Here is a 21,588-nt window from a genome sequence, read left to right as displayed (position 1 = left end):
AGGAGGGTGATTAACATGGATACAACTGTTATTGAGAAAAAATTGATGGAAATGAGTGAATATGAAAAAAGGTATTCAGGCACAGCTGAACACCCAAGACATTACTCCCACTTAGAAGACTCAGAACTTACTTTTTCTAAGGGCATTCAAGCACCCGACATTGTTCCAGTAGATTACTTTTTTAAACCTTTTCAAAATGTTGTTTTTTTAAAACATCCTCGTTTTATCAAATTTACCGAACATAGACATTCCTTTATTGAAATGAACTATGTATACTCAGGTACTTGTACACAATACATTAATGGCAAAGAGGTTATCCTCAAAGAAGGAGATCTTTGTTTACTAGATACCAATGTTATGCACGGAATTGAAAGCGCCTCCGAAAATGATATTATTATCAACATCATGATTCGAACAAGTTATTTTGATTCGGCACTGCTTCAAAGACTATCAGGAAATGATTTATTAACCGACTTTTTCGTAAATGCCATTTATCAACAAAAGAAAGATAGCAGGTATATCATTTTTCCTAAAGGTTCCAACAATCGACTTAAAGAAATCATCATCCAAGCATTGGGAGAATTCTTTCATCCGCAGCTTTGCTCGAATGAGGCCATCAATTCTTATATGCTGTTAATTTTTATAGAGCTTTTAAGGATTTATAATAGCTATTCTAAAGACAAAGAAGAACAAACCTTTAAGAAAGCGATTATCTCGGAGATTCTAAGTTTTATGGAACAAAATTATCAATCGATGACACTAGAACAAACGGCTGAGAAGTTTCACTTTCATCCGAATCATCTAACTAGATTACTAAAAACCAATTTAGGTAAGACATTTATTGAATTATCACATCAATTAAAAATAAAAAATGCCTGCACCCTGTTAGAGAATACTGATTTTACAATCGATCAGATCGCAAATAAAGTTGGGTACACCAATATTACCTTTTTCTATAAATCATTTAAAAAAATTCATTGCGTTACTCCTGCCGATATCGCAAAAAGAACCACGAAAGCCCTATTCCTTAGTAGACTTTCGTGGTTTTTAGTTGCAAATTAATTTGTGAACAAATTGTGACCAAAATCACCAAAAAGAACGATATAACCAAAACATTGTCAGACTATTCTTTAAAATTTATACTTTCAATTAGAGTTTACATCTTGGCTTAATTCATTTTTTGTAAGTGTTTACAATTTTATAAGAATCGGAGGATTGGGAAATGAAAATCAATTTTAAAGGTCTGACAACACAGGTTGTAATCGCAATAGTTCTTGGTATTATCTTTGGTGCGATATTTCCTAAAGCAGGTGCGGATTTAAAAGTCTTATCGGATATCTTTGTTAAAATGATCAAAATGGTGATTGCACCGATTATCTTCTTAACAATTGTCGTTGGGATTGCCGGTATGGGGGATATGAAAAAAGTCGGAAGGATCGGCGGAAAAGCATTATTATACTTTGAAATCGTTTCCACTATATCTTTGGCAATCGGAATCCTGTTTGCCACTATTTTTAAACCTGGTGCGGGAGTTAATGCACATAGTGCGAAAGCAGATATTACTCAATTTACTAAACAAGCCGCCGAAGGAAGTCACAGTTTCATGGATTTTATCATGGGAATCATTCCTGATAACTTTTTAGGCGCGATGGTAAACGGTCAGCTTCTTCCAATTCTTTTCTTAGCTGTACTATTTGGAATTGCCTTATCTGGCCTTGGCGAAAAAGGAAAATCAGTTATTGATCTTTTTGAAAAACTGTCTGAAACATTCTTTCGGATTGTAAATATTATTATGTACTATTCACCTATAGCAGCGTTTGGTGCTATCTCCTATACAATTGGTGAATTCGGTATCGGTTCCCTCGTATCTCTTGGAAAATTATTCGGGTTAACTGTCTTAGCTATGGTAGTGTTTATTGTTGTCATTCTGGGCGGTATTGCGAAGTTCTATCGATTTAATATCTTTCAATTTATAAGTTATATCAAAGATGAAATTTTCTTAGTCCTAGGGACATCATCATCTGAATCGGCTCTTCCTAAAATGGTTGAAAAGCTAGAGAAATATGGTTGTTCTAAGTCAGTTGTAGGTCTTGTCGTTCCTACTGGATACTCTTTTAATCTAGATGGAACATCTATCTATCTTTCTATGGCTGCCCTATTTATTGCGCAGGCTTTCGGGGTTCACTTAAGCTTTGTTCAAGAGGTTACATTACTAGGAGTATTAATGCTTACCTCCAAAGGAGCTGCGGGTGTAACAGGCTCCGGGTTTGTTACTTTGGCGGCAACACTAGCTGCCTTCCCAAGTGTTCCAGTTGAAGGAATTGCCCTTCTTCTAGGGGTTGACCGATTTATGTCTACAGCTCGTGCCTTAACAAACTTAATTGGCAATGGGGTCGCAACAGTTGTTGTTTCGAAAATGGAAAATGAGTTCGATGAGAATGTTAATTCCAAGCAATCTATTAGTAAAACGGCCTAACCTCGTTCAAATCTAGATAATAGACTTCAGCCACGAAAACCGTGGCTGTTTTTTTGAGGATAGGAAAAAAAGTAGGGTATAATGGTAGAAAAGATATTAAAGGAGAAAAGTATGGAGCCAATCAAAGTTTTGATTGTCGAGGATGACCCAATGGTCATGGAGATTAATGCTCAATTCGTTTCCAAGCTTACTGGCTTTAAGTTAGCTGGAAAAGCTTTCAATGGTAAAGAAGCGCTCTCATTCATCAACGAAGAAAAGCCAAATCTCGTTTTGTTAGATTTCTTTTTACCAGACACAAATGGACTTACTTTGTTACAAACCATTAGAAATAACCATTATCCTTTAGACGTTATTCTCTTAACAGCCAATCGCGATCCACAACATATCCAGGAGATTTTCCGGGCAGGTGTTGTGGATTATATTGTCAAACCATTCCGGTTTGACCGTTTTCAAACAGCACTTGAGCAATATCGTCAAACCTTAAAAAAATTCAAAGAAAATAGACCCTTTGAGCAGGCGGATTTGGATGCATTAATGGGAGTTCAACTAAAGGAAGGCGAGTCAGAGGAATATTTGCCAAAAGGGTTAAATGACAGAACTCTCCAACAAATTTTACAATTTTTAAAAGGACAAGCTGAACCTCTTTCTTCTGAAGATGTTGCCGCAGGCATTGGATTAGCACGTGTCACTGTTCGCCGGTATTTAGACTATCTAGAGAAAAAAGGCGATATTGTGATGGAGATTCAATATGGTTCTGTCGGCCGTCCAATGAATAAGTACAGGTTATAGCCTTTTTTTTAAAATGGAAAGGGGTGATCCTGTGCGAAAAAAAAGACCACGGTTTCGTCTTCAAACAACTATGACCTTTTTAGTATGCGGGGTTGTGGCCCTTGCTTTATTTGTCACCGATTTGCTCATAAGTCATGAAATTGGAGAAACGACACTAAATAATCAAACGGATAAAGCGATGAATATTGCCAGGATGGTTGCGCATTCTCCCCTTACTATTAACAATTTGGAACAAAAGCAAAATGAACGGGAGATACAGAATTATACCAGCGAAATGACTAAGATAACTGCCGTCGAATTTATTGTTGTGATGGATATGAATGGGATACGGAAAACGCATCCTAGTCCAGATAAAATTGGTCAACATTTTGTTGGAGGCGATGAAGGACCCGTTCTCCGGGGTCAAGAAAAGACCTCCATCGCAAAGGGAACATTAGGGTACTCTTTAAGAGCCTTTACTCCCGTATTTTCAGACTCTGGAAAACAAATTGGCGCTGTTGCGGTAGGAATTTCTCTTAATAAGGTGAAGCATGACGTTAAAAACAGCAAACATGTCATTTATTTAGCTGTTATTTTCGGCGTATTAATTGGAGTTATTGGGGCAATTTTTTTAGCTAGAAAAATAAAGAAAAGTATGTTTGGACTGGAACCATTTGAAATTGGTAAATTACTTGAAGAAAGAAGTGCCATGCTTCAATCAACTAAGGAAGGAATTCTAGCTGTTGATCAGGATGCCCGCATCACACTCATTAATAATGAGGCACTGCGGTTATTCGAAGAAGCGGGAATGAAAGAAAACCCTGTCGGCCACTTAGTGGACCAATACCTCCCTCAACTTCAATTGCGAAATGTCTTAGAAACAGGGAAACCGAGTCTGAATATTGAAGTTGATTTATCTGGTATTACCCTATTTGCAAACCAACTACCGATTATTGTCGGTAATCAAATGGTTGGTGCCATTACTACTTTTCGTAACAAAACAGAAATTAATAAGTTAGCAGAAGAGCTCACTGGGGTCACACTTTATGCAGAGGCATTAAGGGCCCAATCCCATGAATTCATGAACAAACTTCATGTTGTGTTAGGATTAGTTCACTTGCAGCAATATGAAAAGCTTTCCGATTATATTGATCAGATTTCCGACCAACTTCAAAATGAAGTCGGTTATATTGTCAGTAAAATAAAGGACCCCGCTCTAGCAGGGTTCATACTTGGAAAAATGAGCTACGCAAGGGAAATGGGGGCAGAACTTTCTTTTTCAGGAGAAAGTACCTTGCCTGAGCCTGCCCTGCCTGAAACTACTCATGAAATAATCACTATAATTGGAAACTTAACTGATAATGCTTTAGAGGCTCTTTCCGGTCAAGAGAATAAAAAGGTATTCATTCATTTTGATTATTATGATCATGAGCTTTTAATTGAAATAGCGGACAATGGTCCCGGGATAGAAGAGGATATAGTTAAGCAGGTATTTTCGAAGGGGTTTTCTACAAAAGGGAACGATCGAGGAATCGGTTTATTTCTTGTTAAACGCAGCGTAGATAAACTTCACGGTCAGATAGAACTTTCTACAGAGGTTGGAAAAGGAACGAGATTTACTGTTACTCTCCCCTACAATTAAAGGGAAGAGCTAACAGTGTGTTTATTGATAGAGCAAGAGAAAAAGTCCGGGCAGCGGTTGTCAAAGCAACGCATGAAACAGGTGTGGCATGCAAAGAGCTTCGGAGGGCAGCAAATTCAGCCAAAATTTAGGTCGTAATAACCTATTAGTCTATATTAGAGTTAAGGGACCGCCAATGATAAGAGGCGGTCCCTTTTTCTTTAAGCGATTCATGGATTTTAACCTTTTAGCTTTTAAGCTCATTTATCCTACATAACTCATTTAATTTGTATTCAATATTAATTTGTCCAGATGGTGCAGTGAATTCAACTCTTCTTTCCTTTTCATAATATTGATAATTTGAATATTCCATCTCGGTCACATAATCATTCAGCTCTTGAATGCAGCCTGGTTCGACATTTGTTAGTGAAATAACAGCAATTGAATTAGCTGGTACCATGACTTGTAAGAACATTTTTTTTCTTCTTTTATCTCCCATTTCACCTTAATATCACCATAAATAGATTCAAATTGCGTTTTCGCATATTTTAATCGGTCATTATAATGCGGTTCGATCTTAAACTTGCTGTATCCTGGTTCAATTGGAGTTAAGCCGCCAATATGGCGAACCAGCCAATCCCCTACACAACCGAATGCATAGTGGTTAAAAGAGAAAGCCCCCACAGTACCATCCGGTTTAATCGCTTCCCATGATTCCCAAATGGTTGTTGCACCATTCTTGACTTCATAAAGCCATGAAGGGCAGGCTGTTTGGAAGAGCAGCTTATAGGCAATTTCCTCATAGCCATTTTCACATAAGACATCCATAATATACGGAACAGATAAGAATCCTGTATCAATTTTATAATTATTTTTCTTGATTAACGCTACTAATCTTTCTACCGCTCTTTTCTTTTGCACTTCTGAAAGCAGATTAAATGCAAGTGCTAACGTATAAACACCCTGGTAATCCGAAGTCATCATCCCTGATTCTGTGACACAAGCAATTCCAAATGCTTCCTTTACCTTATTATGAAGAGTGTGATAATAATCAGACTGCTCTTGTTTTCCCAGGATTTTTGCAATCTCAGCTAATAAACCAGCGGAATAAGCATAATAGGCAGTAGCAATAGAATCCTTGGTAGCAAATGCAGAAGCGATAGGTCCTTGCGGCTCTTTACCAAGCATAAAACTCGGGATCATCCAGTCACCAAAATGGAACTTTGTATCCCATAAATAGCGAACATAGTCTTCTTCCACATTTTCTTTATTTTCTGCTGCACTTTTTTGTACAAAATCAAGCCATTTTTCCATTGCAGGGAAGCATTGTTCAAGGATATGTTTATCCCCGTATCTCCGATAAAGTACCCAAGGAACAATAAGAATAGCATCTCCCCAGCCGGCTGAAGAAATAGTTCCAGTAAATTTTTTGTCATTCCAAATGTTCTTTGGAGCAGGGCTGAAATTAAGAATTTCTCCATCTTCTGTCTGCTCTTGCTGTAAATTCCAAAGCCACCTTGTCAAAAATGCCTGGACATCCATATTAAAAGCAGCGGTGGGAGCAAAAACTTGTAAATCACCGGTCCAGCCTGCTCGTTCTCGTTGCGGGCAATCTGTCGGAATTGACAGCATATTCCCTTTTTGGCTCCATTGGATATTTTTCCAGAGTTGATTAATCTCTGGATCAGATGTTGTAAAATGTCCTGTTACCTTCATATTTGAGTACAAGACAATTGCTGAGATATCCTCTCGATGAAGCTCAGAATGAAAGCCTGATAGCCGGACATAACGGAAACCATGGAAAGTAAATGTTGGTTCAAAAACCTCTCCAATCTCACCGCTCGTAACATAATAATCCGTTTGCTCTTTATTTCTTCCTACTATATTGTTAAAAAACTCACCGTTTGCATCCAAGACTTCACTGTGTTCAAATTTAAGTTCCTGCCCTTTTGAACCATACACGCGAAACCGGATACGACCTGCAATTACTTGGCCGAAGTCGATGATATATGCTTGGCTCTGATCCTTCCAAATATCAACAGGAGATAGAATTTCAACCGGCTTAACAAATTCACCATATTGTGCTCGTAAGTTATCTAACCTATAATCAGCAACTGCAACGGGTGTCCATTCATGTGTTACACTTTCATATCCAGGTCGATCCCATCCAGACTTTTCAAGGTTTTTGTCCTGTTTTTCCCCGATGAAAATATCGCTGTAAACAAAGTGACTGTTAGATGATAAAAACGAACTGTCTGTTGCGATTATTTGTTTTGTTTGGTCTGTAAAAGATATTTCCAATTGTGCTAGCAATCCTAATCTGTAGCCGTATTGGGCGCTTCCTCCCGGAATACTTATCCTACCTGCATACCATCCATCTGCAAGAATCACGCCCAAAACATTTTCACCGTCACAAAGATACGGCAAAACATCATAGGTTTGATACTGCAGATAGTTGGAATATGATGTGTAATCAGGTGTAAATTCTGCATCCGTGATTTTTTGACCATTGATTTTTGCGTGATAAAGTCCATGAGCAGTAATGTAAAGGCGAGCTTTCGCTATTTTCTTCTGGTCAATGTGGAAGGATTTACGAACCAATTTTGGCGGGTGCAATCTACCTTCTGGGGATGGTAAATCCCCTTTCTTCTTATTAATAAACATATCCTCTAATGTCAATTCCGGTTCTTCTATTACATTTTCTTGCTGTGGTTCAATCCATTTTGCTACCCATTCATCCTCGTGTAAAAGGCCCATTTCCCAATGTCCTTCACTTCTCCATGCTGATTCCTCATCATTAGAACTCCAAACACGGACTTGCCAGGTGTAGGTGGTTTTACTCTTCAATAAAGGACCTTCGTATGGAATGTTTACCGAAATTTGAGAATGTACCATATGGGAATCCCAAATCAGCTTTTTAAAACCTGAAGATTCTTTTTCAAACACATTTATTTGATAGGCAGACTGATTTATGCCTGTCCCTTCACTTTCTATTATCCAGCTGAAACGCGGCTGCAGGATATCTGCTCCCATCAGACTATCTTGATTTTCTATTTTTAACTTGATGACCTGGATCAAGATTTTTCCTCCTCATTTGCCCTCTATATCTCATGTTGTTTACAATAAGTGGTGCTACCATTATTTCAAAAAGAACCACTGCTATTGCAATGAGTATCAAGGTTATATTCACGTGTAACCTCCAACATATGGATAAAATCCACGCAATTAAGGAGCGGATCTTATCATTTTTTTACTGGGCAATTTCAATATTAGCAGCTTCTTTCCTTTCCAATTCTGGAATTGGTTTAACGATAATTCCTACTAGTATTCCGAAAATAGCCAGTACTCCAAAGAATAATGGATAGCCTCCTGCCGCAACAATTGGACTTGCTGCCGAGTTGGCAAGCGATCCTCCAATATCATTGGCAATGTTGACGATTCCCATATCTTTTGCTGCATCTTCAGGATGTGGAAGGACTCTTGACATCAGTGCAATATCGACTGCTAAGAACATTCCAAAGCCAAGGGAAATGACTGAACCACATACATAGGAAAAGCCAATACTAGGAGCAAAACCATAGCCTAAAATACCGATTGCCGTTACGGCTGCCGCAAGAAATACAAATGGTTTTTGGCGTCCAAATTTATCAGAGAGACCACCACCGATGATACTGGCCACTGCTAAGATTGGGATGGTAATGTTCATACTTGTAGAGACAATACCTGCTAGATCTTGCTGAGAAACATGAAAACGCTCTAGATAATAGACACTAGTAAAAGAAGCAGCCGTATAGGCAATACCCATGAAAAATCTGGTTAATACTCCAAATGTGAAGTAAGGATATTTTCTTGGACTTGGATAAATCAGAGACATTTTTTCACCGAATGTTAAGGAATCATTTTTACCGCGTTCTTGTTGATACTCCACTTTTCCTTCTTTTATTAAAAAGCTTGTAATAATGGCAAAGACAACACAAATCATTCCAAGTAATAAAAATTTCTTTTCAATCGCCCAGCTATTTAAGATAAACATAAAGTTAATCCCAATCATAATCGCAAGCGGGCTGACAAGCCCATATATCCCAGAAGCAGTACCACGTTTGTTTTCCGGAACTTGATCAGGAATTAAAGCGGTTATGGCCGTACTCATAAAACTTAACAAGAGTTTGGCAAGTGCCCAAAATAACGAGACCATTGTAAACGATTTAGCAGCCCCCACCCCGTAAAGTGCAGCGGCTCCCCCTATTGAACCAATCAAGATCCAAGGGCGTCTTCGTCCTATTTTCCAAGTTGTTCTGTCGCTAATCACGCCTGCCATGTATTGACTTAAAATACCAATAATGCCTGTAGTTAGACCAATGATACTAAAGTTTTTGGTAACGTTCGCAGGGTCAAGCATAGCTAATTTCACTGTTAGCAGGAACGCTAGTGGTGTAATGAGTGCGAGATTATAACCAAAGCTTCCAATCGAAATACCAGCAATTAAACGAGGAAAAGGTGTTTTGATTACATTAGGATTCATTATTTAACCTTCTTTCCTATTTTATTTTTCAACAATTTGAGAGCGCTTCTATTCTTAGTTTAAAGGAGACACTAATGGTTAACTATAGCCATATGCGACATAATTCCTATCCATTTCAAACATAAGTTTATTAAAATAGTCTGAATTTTTATTCGCACTAGCAATTGTAAAGAAGGATAACCATTCTAGCGGGACCATCATAAAAAAGGGCAAGCAGTTTATTCCGAACTGCTTGCCCTTAAATAAATAATTTCTATATTAAAATTAATCAAGATTTGAGCAACTAAAAGCACACAGTGTTGATCTAGAAAGCTCTAAGTAACTCGAATTTTACCAACTCTTCTATTTCCATTACCATCTTTAATATTCAGTGCTCTTTGGGACTTAGGACTACCTGGAAATGATATGAGGCCAGCCTTAAACAGGGCATATCCGATAAAGCTAGCAAAGATCGTACTTCCGATCAGAAACCAGATGAATCTTCTGCCAACATTGTGTAACATATTTTCACCTCTTTAACCTCTCATTGATGATAAATATGATGAAATCATCTTTTTTATGTCGTCTCAACTTCAAATTAGTTTTATTAAGAAATGTGACTAGTTTTTTTTTATTTAAACAATAGTTTTACGATTTTTTCATGGTAAAGGTCGTTTATAACTGTCAGAGAAGCAAAAAACCACTCTCTTATGTTGATTAAAAAATCCACGCATTTATGTGCGTGGACTTAGCCAAACTTCTTTTACTCATCATAAACTTTTATCTAAAGTACAATGCATGAATCTCCAATTCTTTTATCTTATTAAATTGCAATTTTATTTAATGTTTACCAGAAGGCCCTTGGAAGGCACATTTAAATATCGGCCCTACTTGTACTAGTTTTCCCTTATGAAAGTTCTCTTCGAAAAAAATCTTCTATTGTATTAAAAATCAACAAATCCATTTCTTCAACAATCTCCTCTACCTCATTCTTTGAGGCATAATACGTTGATATCCTTGGGCCACCTTCATCTAAATTTGTACGATTCAGGAATCCATGGCCCAGCCCATTAATAAGATAAAGAGACACATTATTCTTTTTATCTGCTAGTTCCTGATATAATAACTTACTTTGATGTGCAGGAACAGCTATGTCACTTAACCCATGCATAATTAGAAATGGCGGAAGCCCTGATTTTACATACGTCAATGGATTGGCTTCCTTTACACGTTCGGGACAAGTTAGTATAGGTGCTCCTAAAAACAACGATTCAAACGAATCAGGGTCAGTTGTTTTTTTATCTTTTGGAATATGAACTGACTCAGGATCTTCTTCACTTATTCCGTACAGTTCTCGTTGTTCATCGATTTGAAGGAAATTTATTGGCCCATAACCAATCGCAACTGCTTGCACCTCACTTGTCATTTCAGAATAAAGAGGATTTTCTCCGATGAATTGGTTAGGTTCAGTTATTGCAGCAAGTGCAGCAAGATGCCCTCCTGCCGATGAGCCCCAAAGGCCTATTTTATTACCGTCTAAACCATACTCCGCTGCGATTGTTTTAACCCATCTAATGGCTGTTTTTACATCATGAATTTGAGCAGGGAAGGTATCTTCATCACTTAACCGGTAATCAATGCTTACCATTGCAAAGCCTTTGCTGGCAAAATACCGGGTGAAATCCGGACCTAATTTGCGATCCCCAAACCGCCATCCCCCGCCATGCAGCCAAATAATCACTGGCAGAGGCTCTTTTTTCAACCTGGGTAAATATATATCAGCTAATAACTGTCTTCCATTTATCTCCGCGTAAACGAGATCTGTTATGATTTCCACAGAATGATCTACTACATTTTCCAATGAAAATCCTCCTTTAAAGATGGTATTTTTTAATTAATGATAATCTTCTTGTCACTATTAATCTTTTACAGGACGACCGCCAAGCACTTTCAGATCAAGAATATCTAAATTTTGGAGTACTCGATCAAAACGGAGTGGAGCCGGCTCACTCGGGAAAATATAATCATCATAATCATCACCAAGAGTACGGAAAAATGGCTCAAATAGACCAGTAGCAAGGATACCAAACATTTTAGTGTAATGAGAATCCATTCGGTAAGAATGAACCGTGTTAGCAGGCACATGTAGAAAATCTCCAGGACTTAAAGTGATTTCTTCTCCATTTGCCCACAATGTAACTTGACCCTCGATACAGAAGAAAATTTCCGTATGCTCTTCATGATAATGCTCAGGGATAGCTTCACCTTTAGGACCTTCTGAAACAACAAAAATAAATTCACCATTAGAATTTGCTTGAGTGGTCATCAAGGTATGAAGTTGATCTCCCGTAACTAAGCGTATGCCCTCTCCCGTATCAAGGACATATGGCGCAGCCTCTTCAGGTACTTCCCCATTTTCTACTAGTTGTGATGTACCGATAACGTAACCATCACAGAAAAACTCTACATCTGCAGTGCGTGAGGCTTTCTCAAATTTTTCAATGGATGGTTCATTCACGGCTTTTGGAGGGTGCACAAATCGGTCATAGGGCTCGCCGATAACGGAATAAAGTTGTGACACATTTCCTTTCGAAGTAAAAGATAAAACCTGAGTTCGATGGCTGAGCATTTTATAGCTGTGTTCCGTACCAGCAGGAACATAAGCATAGTTTCCTTCCGTAAGTAAATATTTCTTATTAGCAATCACAAGCTCAAGCCGCCCATGAAGTATATAGATTCCTTCATGACTATGTAAATGTTTATGAGTTGGGAAAGAGTCTCCCTTTCCTCCTGAAAGAATGACCATTTCTACTAAGTTTTCCGTACTCTTTCCATTCGCAATAATAGTAGCTAATTGCCTGCCAAATATATAACGTTCCCCTTCCCCATTTCTTAACAAATAAGGAATCTTGTGATTTGGCAGGTTGTTCGTAAATAAATTACTCATTGTAATCCTCCTCTATGTTTAACCCTTTATAATCTAGTTAATTGCTAAGTTACCTAGTCGGTACCGCTAACTTCAAGATATAGTATATGGTAGAATGACAAGGGAGAGAAATATAACTAATAGTTCACAGTTATTCCTTTTTTTCATACAGGTAATTAGTCCACCGTCCATATTCAACAAGAAAGGAGCTATTGCCTATGGATCTTAAACAATTACGTTACTTTGTCTCTGTTGCGGAACGGTTGAGTTTTACTGAGGCGGCAATGGAACATTTTGTAGCTCAATCAGCTATTAGCAAGCAAATTTCTAATCTTGAAGACCTAATAGGAGTTCAATTGTTTATTAGAAATAGAAGGACTGTCCAATTAACGAAGGCTGGAGCTCAATTATTAAAAGATGCCAAAGGTGTAATAGCGCATTATGAAGAAGCAATAAGTAATGCTAGACTAAGAGGAAGCGATTTGTCGGGAAGTATAAAAATTGGGTATTTAGGACTTGAGAAACTCTTTTTACCAAGACTGATTAATCAATTCACCAAGAAATATCGAGATGTTAATATTGAATTAATTCAATACACGAGGGATACACTCAATGCCTCCTTAAAACTTGGAGATATTGATATTGGTTTTACTTTATCGTTATCAATTGATAAATTCCCCGAAATTACCTCTAGGAAAATATCCAATATACCTTTTACAGTGGTAATGAACAGTGAACATCCTCTAGCGAACCATAGAAAAATTAGTATTAAATCGATTGCCAATGAACCAATCATTGTGATTAATCCAGAGGTATCCCCAGATGGTTTCAAACATATTTCGGAACTCTTCATAGAGTATGGTATCTCTCCAAACATCATACAGGAATGTTCCCAGTTTGAAACTGTGTTACTCATGGTTGAAGCGGGTATTGGTATTTCCATTCTTCCCGCTGCAATGGTCAATCCCCCTCCAACGCTTCGCTTTATTGAATTAGAAGAGAATATAGAGGAAATTGATTTCATTATTGCCTGGAATAAAAATAATCTTAATCCATTAATCTCTTTATTTACGAAAGAATTTGAGTCTTTTATGGATACACACGAGGACGGACTAATATTTAAAACTAAAAAATCCACGCCATAAAGAGCGTGGATTTACTTCATTCTCCTTTGTAATGTCAAAGGCTACTATTGAAACATCTTATTAAAATAACGGGGTTGATGTTAACTGGAAAAGTTAATCCATCCATTAAAATTTGATCGTTTATCTAAGTCTAAATTACTGCATTAAAAAAGTTGGGCAAAGGACATCCTCAAAGCATGAACAGGATGTCCTATTTATGCACAACAGATATAGTTGATAAGTAGCAAACAGCTGCAAAATTTCAAAAGTTACTGAATTCTCATTTTTGGTCAGAAACTATTCTACTAGAGTTATACATCTTTATTTTATCTTTGGACTACTATATTTCCAATCAAAATTTTCTATAAAATGGACGAATGCCTTAACGACATTCCATTCAAGGGATTCCTTATGATAATACATCCACGTTCTTCGCAATATAGGATTTCCTTCTAGATCGGTTATAAGGACTTTGGATAAGTCCTCTATACCATTAAGTATCCTACTGGAAAGGATACCATATCCTAAACCATTTATAACCATTTCCTTACACGTATCAACTTGGTCGACTTCTATACTGATAAAGGGTGCTTGCGCATAATTTTCAGCCCACCAATGATCAATGGTTGATTTTAATAAGTAATCCCCTCTATATTCAATTCTAGGAAGACGAGGAAGATCCCTAATTTCAATCTCATCTTTTGAAGCAATGCAAATGGTTTCCTCAAATAATTGATGTGTCGATAATCCCCTGCACCCATAGTCTCCCCGAACAAAACCAATATGAACATCTTTATTGTGTATAAGTTGAGTTACGTCTCTGCTCCACCCCGTAATCACTTTGAATTCCACATGGGGAAATTGGCTTTTAAACAGTTTCAAAATATAAGGAAGTTCATAATTCGCAAAAAAATTAGATACCCCCAATTTCAACGTACCTACCACTTTATCACTTTCGTTATTACTCATATTTTGGACATTTTCTTTTATCTTCTCATAATGAGCAAGGGCCTCCTCAGCACATTGAACAAGATATTCCCCTTGTGGGGTAAAATGCACTCCACGGCTTTCACGGGTTACGATTGTAACTCCCAGCTCCTCCTGCATATGCTTTAATCTACTCGTTAAAGCAGGTTGAGTAAGAAATAATAATCGAGCTGTTTTTGTAAGATTTTTTTGATTATAAAGTACTTTCAGTATTTCCCAGTCACGGTAATCCATTGTCCCACCCTGTAATGATATAAAGATTTTTTATCAGTAAAAATAATTTTTTTCAATTTTATTTATTTTCATTATTGCATTATCCTTATCCTTAATCAATGTTAATTACTTCTATAACCTATCCAAATATTATTATACGAAAACTCAAACATGGGGGTATTCCAGAATGGGAGAACAGGAAAATCAACGAAATCCATGGAGGAAATTGAATGGTCCAAACCTTGGCTATGTAATCGAACAATATGAGCGCTATATGAACGGTATAGATACTGTCGAGCCAAAATTAATAGAGTTATTTAATACATGGGGATCACCCTTGTCTTTTGAGACAAGTCAATTGAAAGAAAACGCCGAACATGGATCTGTTATTTCAGGTAATTCAGTAGATATAGAGAAAGTGATGAAAGTTGTAAAACTGCTGGAAGACATTCGCTCACATGGACATCTAGCGGCAAATATAAATCCGTTAGATATGAATGAAAAGCATCATGATTTGTTCTGTCCTGAAAAATATGGGATAAGTGACTACGACTTGAAAGCGATTCCAGCTAAACTCGTTTGGAGGGAGACACCTGATGGCATTCAAACCGCATTGGATGCTATAAACCATTTAAAGAATCTTTATACTTCTTCACTAGCCTTTGAATTTAACCATGTTGATAATATGGACGAAAAAGCATGGTTAACCCAGATCGTGGAAACAGGGAGCATGCATCGCTCCTTATCGAAAGAAGAACAAACAAACCTATTAAAGAGTTTGACAGAGGTGGAAGGATTTGAACAATTTTCACATAAAACCTTTGTCGGTCAAAAGAGATTTTCTATTGAAGGTGTAGACATGCTCGTACCTATGCTAAATGAAGCGATTCACGAAGGTGTCGGGGATCAAGTACAAAATGTCTTGATTGGAATGGCTCATCGCGGCCGCTTAAGTGTCTTAGCGCATGTATTAAACAAACCATACAGCAGGATTTTCTCTGAGTTTCAGCACTCTTCCGCCAAACAACAAGGACCGTCGGCAGATTTAGTAGATATTAGTGAGGGTTGGACAGGAGATGTGAAATACCATTTAGGCTACAATCGGTTCGTCGAAGGTGCAAGTCCCCTTCGTACACGTATTACCTTAGCGAATAATCCGAGTCATCTTGAATTTGTCGATCCCGTGATCGAAGGGTTTACAAGAGCAGCCCAGGAAGAACGTCAAAAAGCAGGATATCCTGAACAGGATGTTAAGAAAGCATTTCCAATACTGGTACATGGAGATGCTGCATTTCCAGGCCAGGGAATTGTAGCGGAGACTTTAAATTTAGGTGGATTAAATGGATATCGAACAGGTGGTACCATTCATATCATTACGAACAACATGATCGGATTTACGACAGATAGCCGGGATTCTCGTTTTACGAGATATGCGAGTGACTTGGCAAAAGGGTTTGAAATCCCCATTGTGCATGTAAATGCGGATGATCCAGAAGCTTGTCTGGAAGCTGTTCGTCTTGCCTATCAATACCGTGCTCGCTTCCAAAAGGATTTTTTGATTGATTTAGTGGGATACCGCCGATTCGGCCACAATGAAATGGACGACCCTGCGGTCACCCAGCCCCAGGTATACAAAAAAGTTTCGGGCCATTTAACGGTAAGAGCCTTATATTCCGAACAGTTGAGAAATAAAGGTATTTTGAATGATCAAGAGGTCGAACAAATCAATCGCAGCGTCCAAGAAAGGCTCCAAGCCGAATATGACCAAGTGTTGGAGAGGAAACCTTATGTGCCATCTGCAGTTGTAGAGGTTCCTGAGGTGATCACGAAAGGAATTCCGAAATTAAAAACAAGTGTACAGCTTAACACCCTTCGTGAATTAAATCATGAATTGCTGAAATGGCCGGAAAGCTTTCACGTTTATCCAAAATTAAAGCGGATTCTGGAGCGCCGTGAAATAGCACTCGAGGAAAATGGGAAAGTAGAATGGGCGGTAGCGGAAGTGCTGGCATTCGCGACATTGTTAAAAGAAGGAACACCGATCCGGCTAACGGGACAGGATTCAGAGCGTGGAACGTTCGCTCAGCGACACATTGTGCTGCACGACGCAGAAACCAACGAAACCTATTCACCCTTGCATCATCTTAAGCAAGCACGCGCTTCGTTTGCGGTTCATAATAGTCCACTATCTGAAGCGGCTGTTGTAGGTTTTGAATATGGCTATAACGTCTTTGCTCCTGAAACACTTGTAATATGGGAAGCACAATACGGTGACTTTGCTAACACAGCACAACCTCTGTTTGATCAATTTGTTTCATCCGCTAGAGCAAAATGGGGACAAAAGTCAGGGCTTACTCTTCTTTTGCCTCATGGTTTTGAAGGCCAGGGTCCAGAGCACTCCAGTGCCCGTCTTGAACGCTTTTTACAGTTGGCGGCAGAAAACAACTGGACGGTTGCAAACTTGACAAGTGCTGCCCAATACTTTCATATTTTACGCCGGCAAGCATCCATCTTAGGAACAGAATTTGTTCGACCATTGGTCATTATGACACCAAAAAGTCTGCTTCGTCACCCGCTGGTCTCTTCTCCTGGCACTGCTCTAAGCGATGGCAGTTTCCAAACGGTTGTAGAACAACCTCAGCTCGGAAAAGAGAGAGAAAAAGTAAAGCGGCTAGTGTTAACGACTGGTAAGATGGCCATCGATCTGGCTGCAGAAATTGACTCAAGTAAAGAAATTCAAACATTAGACGAAATACACATCATTCGTATCGAACAATTGTATCCATTCCCGAAGGAGAAAGTACTAGAAATTTTAAAGCGCTATCCGAACCTGAAGGAAATCGTTTGGGTACAGGAAGAACCAAAGAATATGGGAGCATGGCATTATATCGCCCCTACCCTCTTTGAACTTGCTTCCGGCAAACTGACAGTCGGTTACATTGGACGACAGGCGCGTTCAAGCACGGCAGTAGGCGATTCAATCGTTCATAAAAAGGAACAAGAACATATTGTCCAACAGGCTTTGAATTTTAATATTTTAACAGATACACAGAAACAAGAAAGAGAGTTAGTTAGAAGCTAACCATGATCAACAGCAAATACCCAGATAAAAATATTACTTAATATACTTAGGAGAGATGAAACTTGATGGAAATTAAGGTACCGGAGTTAGCAGAATCCATTTCAGAAGGAACGATCTCACAATGGCTCATTAATATTGGTGACAAAGTATCCAAAGGAGATAGTGTCGTAGAACTGGAAACAGATAAAGTCAATATAGAATTAAATGCTGAATATTCAGGTGTAGTTACGAAGGTATTAAAAGAAACAGGCGATACGGTAGAAGTAGGCGATGTAATTGCAATTATTGAGGATGGCACAGCTGAGGAAACCGTTGTCACCACAACAGCTCCGGAAAAATCGGTAGAAGAAACTTTAAATCAACAAAGCATCCGGTCAGAGCAAGAATATCCGAAAGCCAACCGACCGATTGCTTCTCCAGCTGCAAGAAAATGGGCAAGAGAACTGGGAATCGATTTAAACCAGGTAAACAGCAGTGACCCATTAGGCAGAATTAGGTCAAACGATGTCAAAGCCTATTCACCTGCACCTCCGGTAACAGAAGAACCAAAATTGGAAAAGGCAAGTCCAAAACGAATGGAACAACAAAAAGATGTTGAGTTTGATAAACCTGTAGAACGTGTAAAAATGTCACGCAGACGTCAAACCATCGCTAGACGCCTCGTAGAGGTCCAACAAACAGCGGCGATGTTGACCACATTTAACGAAGTTGACATGTCTGCCATTATGGATTTACGCAATAAGCGGAAAGATGCCTTTTTCGATAAACATGGTGTTCGTCTTGGATTTATGTCATTTTTTACAAAAGCGGTGGTTTCAGCCTTAAAGCAATTCCCTCTTTTAAATGCAGAAATTCAAGGAGATGAATTTCTGATCAAGAAGTTTTACGATATCGGAATTGCGGTGGCAGCGCCAGAAGGTTTGGTCGTTCCAGTTGTACGCAATGCGAACCAGAAAAATTTTGCGGAAATCGAACAAGAAATCGGTAATCTTGGTAAAAAGGCTCGTGATAACGCCCTCACTTTGAATGATTTGCAAGGTGGAACCTTTACGATTACAAATGGTGGAGTTTTTGGATCCCTAATGTCAACACCGATTTTGAATAGTCCGCAAGTAGGCATTCTCGGTATGCATAAGATCCAAACAAGGCCAGTAGCAATTGATAGTGAACGAATGGCAAACCGTCCGATGATGTATATCGCACTGTCTTACGATCATCGAATTGTGGATGGGAAAGAAGCCGTTAGCTTCCTGGCTATGGTAAAAGAATTGTTGGAAGATCCAGAAACCTTATTATTAGAAAGCTAAAATTTAAACAGTGGTTTTTAATTTAAGGCTCTGTTAAAGGTTATTGGTGATTTTTAAACACGTTGATTGGAGTGGAAGGCGGCGAAGACTCCTGCGGGAGTACGGGGCAGGGGAGACCCCGCAGGCGCAAGTGCGCCGAGGAGGCTCCCCGGCACGCCCGCGGAAAGCGAAGCCGCCTGGAGCGGAAATCAACATTCAAGATTAATACAACCTAATTTTTAAAAATAAAACGTCAATAGTTTGATATGTTTAGGGAGATCATCAATGGAAGCTAAATATTGTAAAGAATCAAGAGTGATACGAACAAGTCGTGTATTCCCAAACGATGTGAATAATCATAATACATTATTTGGCGGCCGGTTAATGAGTGATATAGACCAAGTCGCCTCTATTTCCGCAGCGCGCCATAGTCGAAGCGAATGTGTAACTGCTTCAACGGATTCAGTCGATTTTTTACATCCAGTACGCCCTACCGATTCCGTCTGTTTTGAATCTTATGTGACATGGAAAGGCACATCATCAATGGAAGTATTTGTGAAAATTATCGCGGAAGACTTAAAAAGCGGTAAGCGTAAAATCGCAGCGACTGCCCTCTTAACATTTGTTGCCCTTGATGAACATAAGCGCCCAACATGGGTTCCGGAAGTCATCCCAGAAACAGAAGAAGAGAAAAAATTACATGAAACCGCCCCCGAACGGGCAAGAGCGCGTAAAGAAAGAAAACAAAAAAGTAAAGAGTTAGCTGCGTTTTTAACATTGGATCAGCCCTAGGATCGACACACCTCATGAAGGATATAAATGCGGTTAAGAATGAGGAAAGTTCCCTTTTAATTGGAGGAATTTTTAATGTGGGTCATCACTCACTATTCAAATTTAAATATAACGATGTTTGAATTTAACACAGAAACAAAGGCAAAAGAGGCTTTCCAAAACCTGGAGGGCTGCAAGATTCTTTCACAAATAGTTTTCCTTAATGATCTTATTTAGCTTTAGTCGCTGTTTAGAACTTTTCCATGTTAAACAAAGTTAAAAACTCTTTATGAGCCCTCTTCTCTTTTCCTATAAACATAAAACTTAAACCAAAGGGAGAAACAATACATGTCAACTTTACGTCAAGAAGCATTAAAGATGCATAAAGAAAAGCGAGGAAAGCTGGGCGTTCACTCAAAAGTCGCAGTAAGTAATGCAAACGATTTAAGTCTTGCGTATTCACCCGGTGTTGCAGAGCCCTGCTTAGATATTCATCAAGACGAAAGCAAAGTATTTGATTACACGATGAAAGGAAATCTGGTTGCCGTTGTTTCGAACGGAACAGCTGTTTTGGGCCTTGGAAATATTGGCCCGAAAGCTGCGATGCCGGTTATGGAAGGGAAAGCATTGTTATTCAAATCGTTCGCTGATGTAGATGCATTTCCCATTTGCCTTGATACGATGGACCCCGATAAAATTGTCGAGGTGGTTAAACTTTTACAACCCACTTTTGGCGGAGTAAACTTGGAAGACATCGCAGCACCGCAATGCTTTGAAATTGAGGATCGCTTACGAAAAATGTGCGATATTCCCATTTTCCATGATGACCAACACGGAACAGCTATTGTGACGGCTGCTGGCTTAATAAATGCTCTTAAACTCGTTGATAAAGACATTGAAGAGATACGCGTCATAGCAAACGGTGCCGGGGCGGCAGGTGTGGCCATTGTGAAGCTATTACTTAATATGGGGGTAAAGGATGTCATCTTATGTGATACAAATGGGATTATATATGAAGGACGTCCTGTCGGAATGAATCCATTCAAAGAAGAAATGGCCCGCATCACCAATAAAGAACAAAAACAAGGGACACTAGCGGATGCTCTTGTAGGAGCGGATGTATTTGTTGGCGTATCAGCGGCTGGTTCCGTGACAAAAGAAATGGTTCGTTCCATGAACCATGATCCGATCATTTTTGCCATGGCCAATCCCGTACCAGAAATCATGCCTGAGGATGCAAAAGAAGCCGGGGCACTAGTCGTTGGAACAGGGCGCTCTGATTTCCCGAATCAAGTCAATAACGTTTTGGCATTCCCTGGGATTTTCCGTGGCGCTTTAGATGTACAGGCAAAAGAAATCAATGAAGAAATGAAGTTGGCTGCCGTGTATGCCATTGCTGGATTAATTTCAGACGATGAACTTTATCCCGACTATGTAATTCCTGATCCATTTGACCGCCGGGTAGCTGCCCATGTAGCAGCTGCGGTTGCTAAAACTGCAATGGAAACGGGTGTTGCACAAAAAATGGTAAATGTTGAAGAGATAAAAAAGCGTCTATTAACACAAGTAGAAGAAAAACAACCTGTTCTTTTATAAATCTAACAACAAAAGTACCACCTAAATCACTACTTTGAAGTTTCTATAAAGCCTATTTAACTATGGTTTGATGAGGGGGTGGGCATGTAAGTGGTCCCCCTACTCACACTATTTTGACAAGTTTCTACTATAACTATATTGTGTCGTGTCCAATAGTTAATGTTACATTTATGTAAAAAGACCGCAATTAACATTGCGGTCAAAAATAATTCATCCGGCTCCAGACCGTTTATCGCT

General features: G+C 38.8%; 15 protein-coding genes. 9 read left to right on the top strand and 6 right to left on the bottom strand.

The window, feature by feature from the left end; all coding sequences use genetic code 11:
- Nucleotides 1-15: 15 nt before the first annotated feature.
- From M3226_RS08735 to dcuS, 4 genes are all read left to right on the top strand, one after another.
- Nucleotides 16-1,062, top strand: a complete 1,047-nt coding sequence (locus M3226_RS08735) for an AraC family transcriptional regulator (RefSeq protein ID WP_251564422.1) — start codon at nt 16-18, stop codon at nt 1,060-1,062.
- 160 nt (nt 1,063-1,222) lie between these two features.
- Nucleotides 1,223-2,476 (top strand): C4-dicarboxylate transporter DctA, encoded by a 1,254-nt coding sequence (dctA, locus tag M3226_RS08730; RefSeq protein ID WP_251564420.1) that lies wholly within the window; start codon nt 1,223-1,225, stop codon nt 2,474-2,476.
- A 111-nt stretch (nt 2,477-2,587) separates the two neighbouring features.
- The gene (locus M3226_RS08725; protein ID WP_251564418.1) at nt 2,588-3,265 is read left to right on the top strand and encodes a response regulator; all 678 of its coding nucleotides are present in this window, start codon (nt 2,588-2,590) and stop codon (nt 3,263-3,265) included.
- A gap of 31 nt (nt 3,266-3,296) precedes the next feature.
- Nucleotides 3,297-4,886 (top strand): DcuS/MalK family sensor histidine kinase, encoded by a 1,590-nt coding sequence (dcuS, locus tag M3226_RS08720; protein ID WP_251564416.1) that lies wholly within the window; start codon nt 3,297-3,299, stop codon nt 4,884-4,886.
- 226 nt (nt 4,887-5,112) lie between these two features.
- On the opposite strand, the gene M3226_RS08715 is transcribed toward dcuS, so the two are convergent.
- From M3226_RS08715 to M3226_RS08695, 5 genes are all read right to left on the bottom strand, one after another.
- On the bottom strand, nt 5,113-5,340 hold the full coding sequence (locus M3226_RS08715) for a hypothetical protein (RefSeq protein ID WP_251564414.1): 228 nt from the start codon (nt 5,338-5,340) through the stop codon (nt 5,113-5,115).
- A complete protein-coding gene (locus tag M3226_RS08710; protein WP_251564412.1) occupies nt 5,289-7,943 on the bottom strand; it encodes an alpha-L-rhamnosidase in 2,655 nt (884 codons plus the stop codon). Before M3226_RS08710 ends, M3226_RS08715 begins: the two co-directional genes overlap by 52 nt.
- Nucleotides 7,944-8,115: 172 nt before the next feature.
- Nucleotides 8,116-9,387 (bottom strand): MFS transporter, encoded by a 1,272-nt coding sequence (locus M3226_RS08705; RefSeq protein ID WP_251564410.1) that lies wholly within the window; start codon nt 9,385-9,387, stop codon nt 8,116-8,118.
- Between the two features lie 886 nt (nt 9,388-10,273).
- The gene (locus M3226_RS08700; RefSeq protein WP_251564408.1) at nt 10,274-11,227 is read right to left on the bottom strand and encodes an alpha/beta hydrolase; all 954 of its coding nucleotides are present in this window, start codon (nt 11,225-11,227) and stop codon (nt 10,274-10,276) included.
- A 57-nt stretch (nt 11,228-11,284) separates the two neighbouring features.
- Nucleotides 11,285-12,313, bottom strand: coding sequence for a quercetin 2,3-dioxygenase (locus M3226_RS08695; protein WP_251564406.1), 1,029 nt, complete (start codon nt 12,311-12,313; stop codon nt 11,285-11,287).
- Nucleotides 12,314-12,510: 197 nt separating this feature from the next.
- Between M3226_RS08695 and M3226_RS08690 the strand changes: the two genes are divergently transcribed.
- Nucleotides 12,511-13,437, top strand: a complete 927-nt coding sequence (locus M3226_RS08690) for a LysR family transcriptional regulator (RefSeq protein WP_251564404.1) — start codon at nt 12,511-12,513, stop codon at nt 13,435-13,437.
- A gap of 300 nt (nt 13,438-13,737) precedes the next feature.
- Here the strand turns inward: M3226_RS08690 and M3226_RS08685 are convergent, their stop codons facing one another.
- Nucleotides 13,738-14,637, bottom strand: a complete 900-nt coding sequence (locus M3226_RS08685) for a LysR family transcriptional regulator (protein ID WP_251564402.1) — start codon at nt 14,635-14,637, stop codon at nt 13,738-13,740.
- Between the two features lie 166 nt (nt 14,638-14,803).
- On the opposite strand from M3226_RS08685, the gene M3226_RS08680 reads away from it, so the two are divergent.
- From M3226_RS08680 to M3226_RS08665, 4 genes are all read left to right on the top strand, one after another.
- Nucleotides 14,804-17,698, top strand: a complete 2,895-nt coding sequence (locus M3226_RS08680) for a 2-oxoglutarate dehydrogenase E1 component (protein ID WP_251564400.1) — start codon at nt 14,804-14,806, stop codon at nt 17,696-17,698.
- A 62-nt stretch (nt 17,699-17,760) separates the two neighbouring features.
- On the top strand, nt 17,761-19,005 hold the full coding sequence (gene odhB, locus M3226_RS08675) for a 2-oxoglutarate dehydrogenase complex dihydrolipoyllysine-residue succinyltransferase (protein ID WP_251564398.1): 1,245 nt from the start codon (nt 17,761-17,763) through the stop codon (nt 19,003-19,005).
- 264 nt (nt 19,006-19,269) lie between these two features.
- Entirely contained in the window at nt 19,270-19,776 is a 507-nt protein-coding gene (locus M3226_RS08670; protein ID WP_251564397.1) for an acyl-CoA thioesterase, read from the top strand.
- Nucleotides 19,777-20,103: 327 nt separating this feature from the next.
- Nucleotides 20,104-21,351, top strand: coding sequence for an NAD(P)-dependent malic enzyme (locus M3226_RS08665; protein ID WP_251564394.1), 1,248 nt, complete (start codon nt 20,104-20,106; stop codon nt 21,349-21,351).
- The last annotated feature ends 237 nt before the right edge of the window (nt 21,352-21,588 follow it).

The sequence above is a fragment of the Neobacillus cucumis genome (assembly GCF_023715505.1).
Note: the sequence above shows the minus strand (reverse complement) of the source record. Positions and strands in the feature narration are given on the sequence as shown.

What these genes read in the sequence shown, in the direction of transcription:
- M3226_RS08735 (WP_251564422.1), top strand. Translation starts at nt 16, where the DNA reads ATGGATACAACTGTTATTGAGAAAAAATTGATGGAAATGAGTGAATAT.
- dctA (WP_251564420.1), top strand. Translation starts at nt 1,223, where the DNA reads ATGAAAATCAATTTTAAAGGTCTGACAACACAGGTTGTAATCGCAATA.
- M3226_RS08725 (WP_251564418.1), top strand. Translation starts at nt 2,588, where the DNA reads ATGGAGCCAATCAAAGTTTTGATTGTCGAGGATGACCCAATGGTCATG.
- M3226_RS08715 (WP_251564414.1), bottom strand. Translation starts at nt 5,340, where the DNA reads ATGTTCTTACAAGTCATGGTACCAGCTAATTCAATTGCTGTTATTTCA.
- M3226_RS08705 (WP_251564410.1), bottom strand. Translation starts at nt 9,387, where the DNA reads ATGAATCCTAATGTAATCAAAACACCTTTTCCTCGTTTAATTGCTGGT.
- M3226_RS08695 (WP_251564406.1), bottom strand. Translation starts at nt 12,313, where the DNA reads ATGAGTAATTTATTTACGAACAACCTGCCAAATCACAAGATTCCTTAT.
- M3226_RS08690 (WP_251564404.1), top strand. Translation starts at nt 12,511, where the DNA reads ATGGATCTTAAACAATTACGTTACTTTGTCTCTGTTGCGGAACGGTTG.
- M3226_RS08685 (WP_251564402.1), bottom strand. Translation starts at nt 14,637, where the DNA reads ATGGATTACCGTGACTGGGAAATACTGAAAGTACTTTATAATCAAAAA.
- M3226_RS08680 (WP_251564400.1), top strand. Translation starts at nt 14,804, where the DNA reads ATGGGAGAACAGGAAAATCAACGAAATCCATGGAGGAAATTGAATGGT.
- M3226_RS08670 (WP_251564397.1), top strand. Translation starts at nt 19,270, where the DNA reads ATGGAAGCTAAATATTGTAAAGAATCAAGAGTGATACGAACAAGTCGT.
- M3226_RS08665 (WP_251564394.1), top strand. Translation starts at nt 20,104, where the DNA reads ATGTCAACTTTACGTCAAGAAGCATTAAAGATGCATAAAGAAAAGCGA.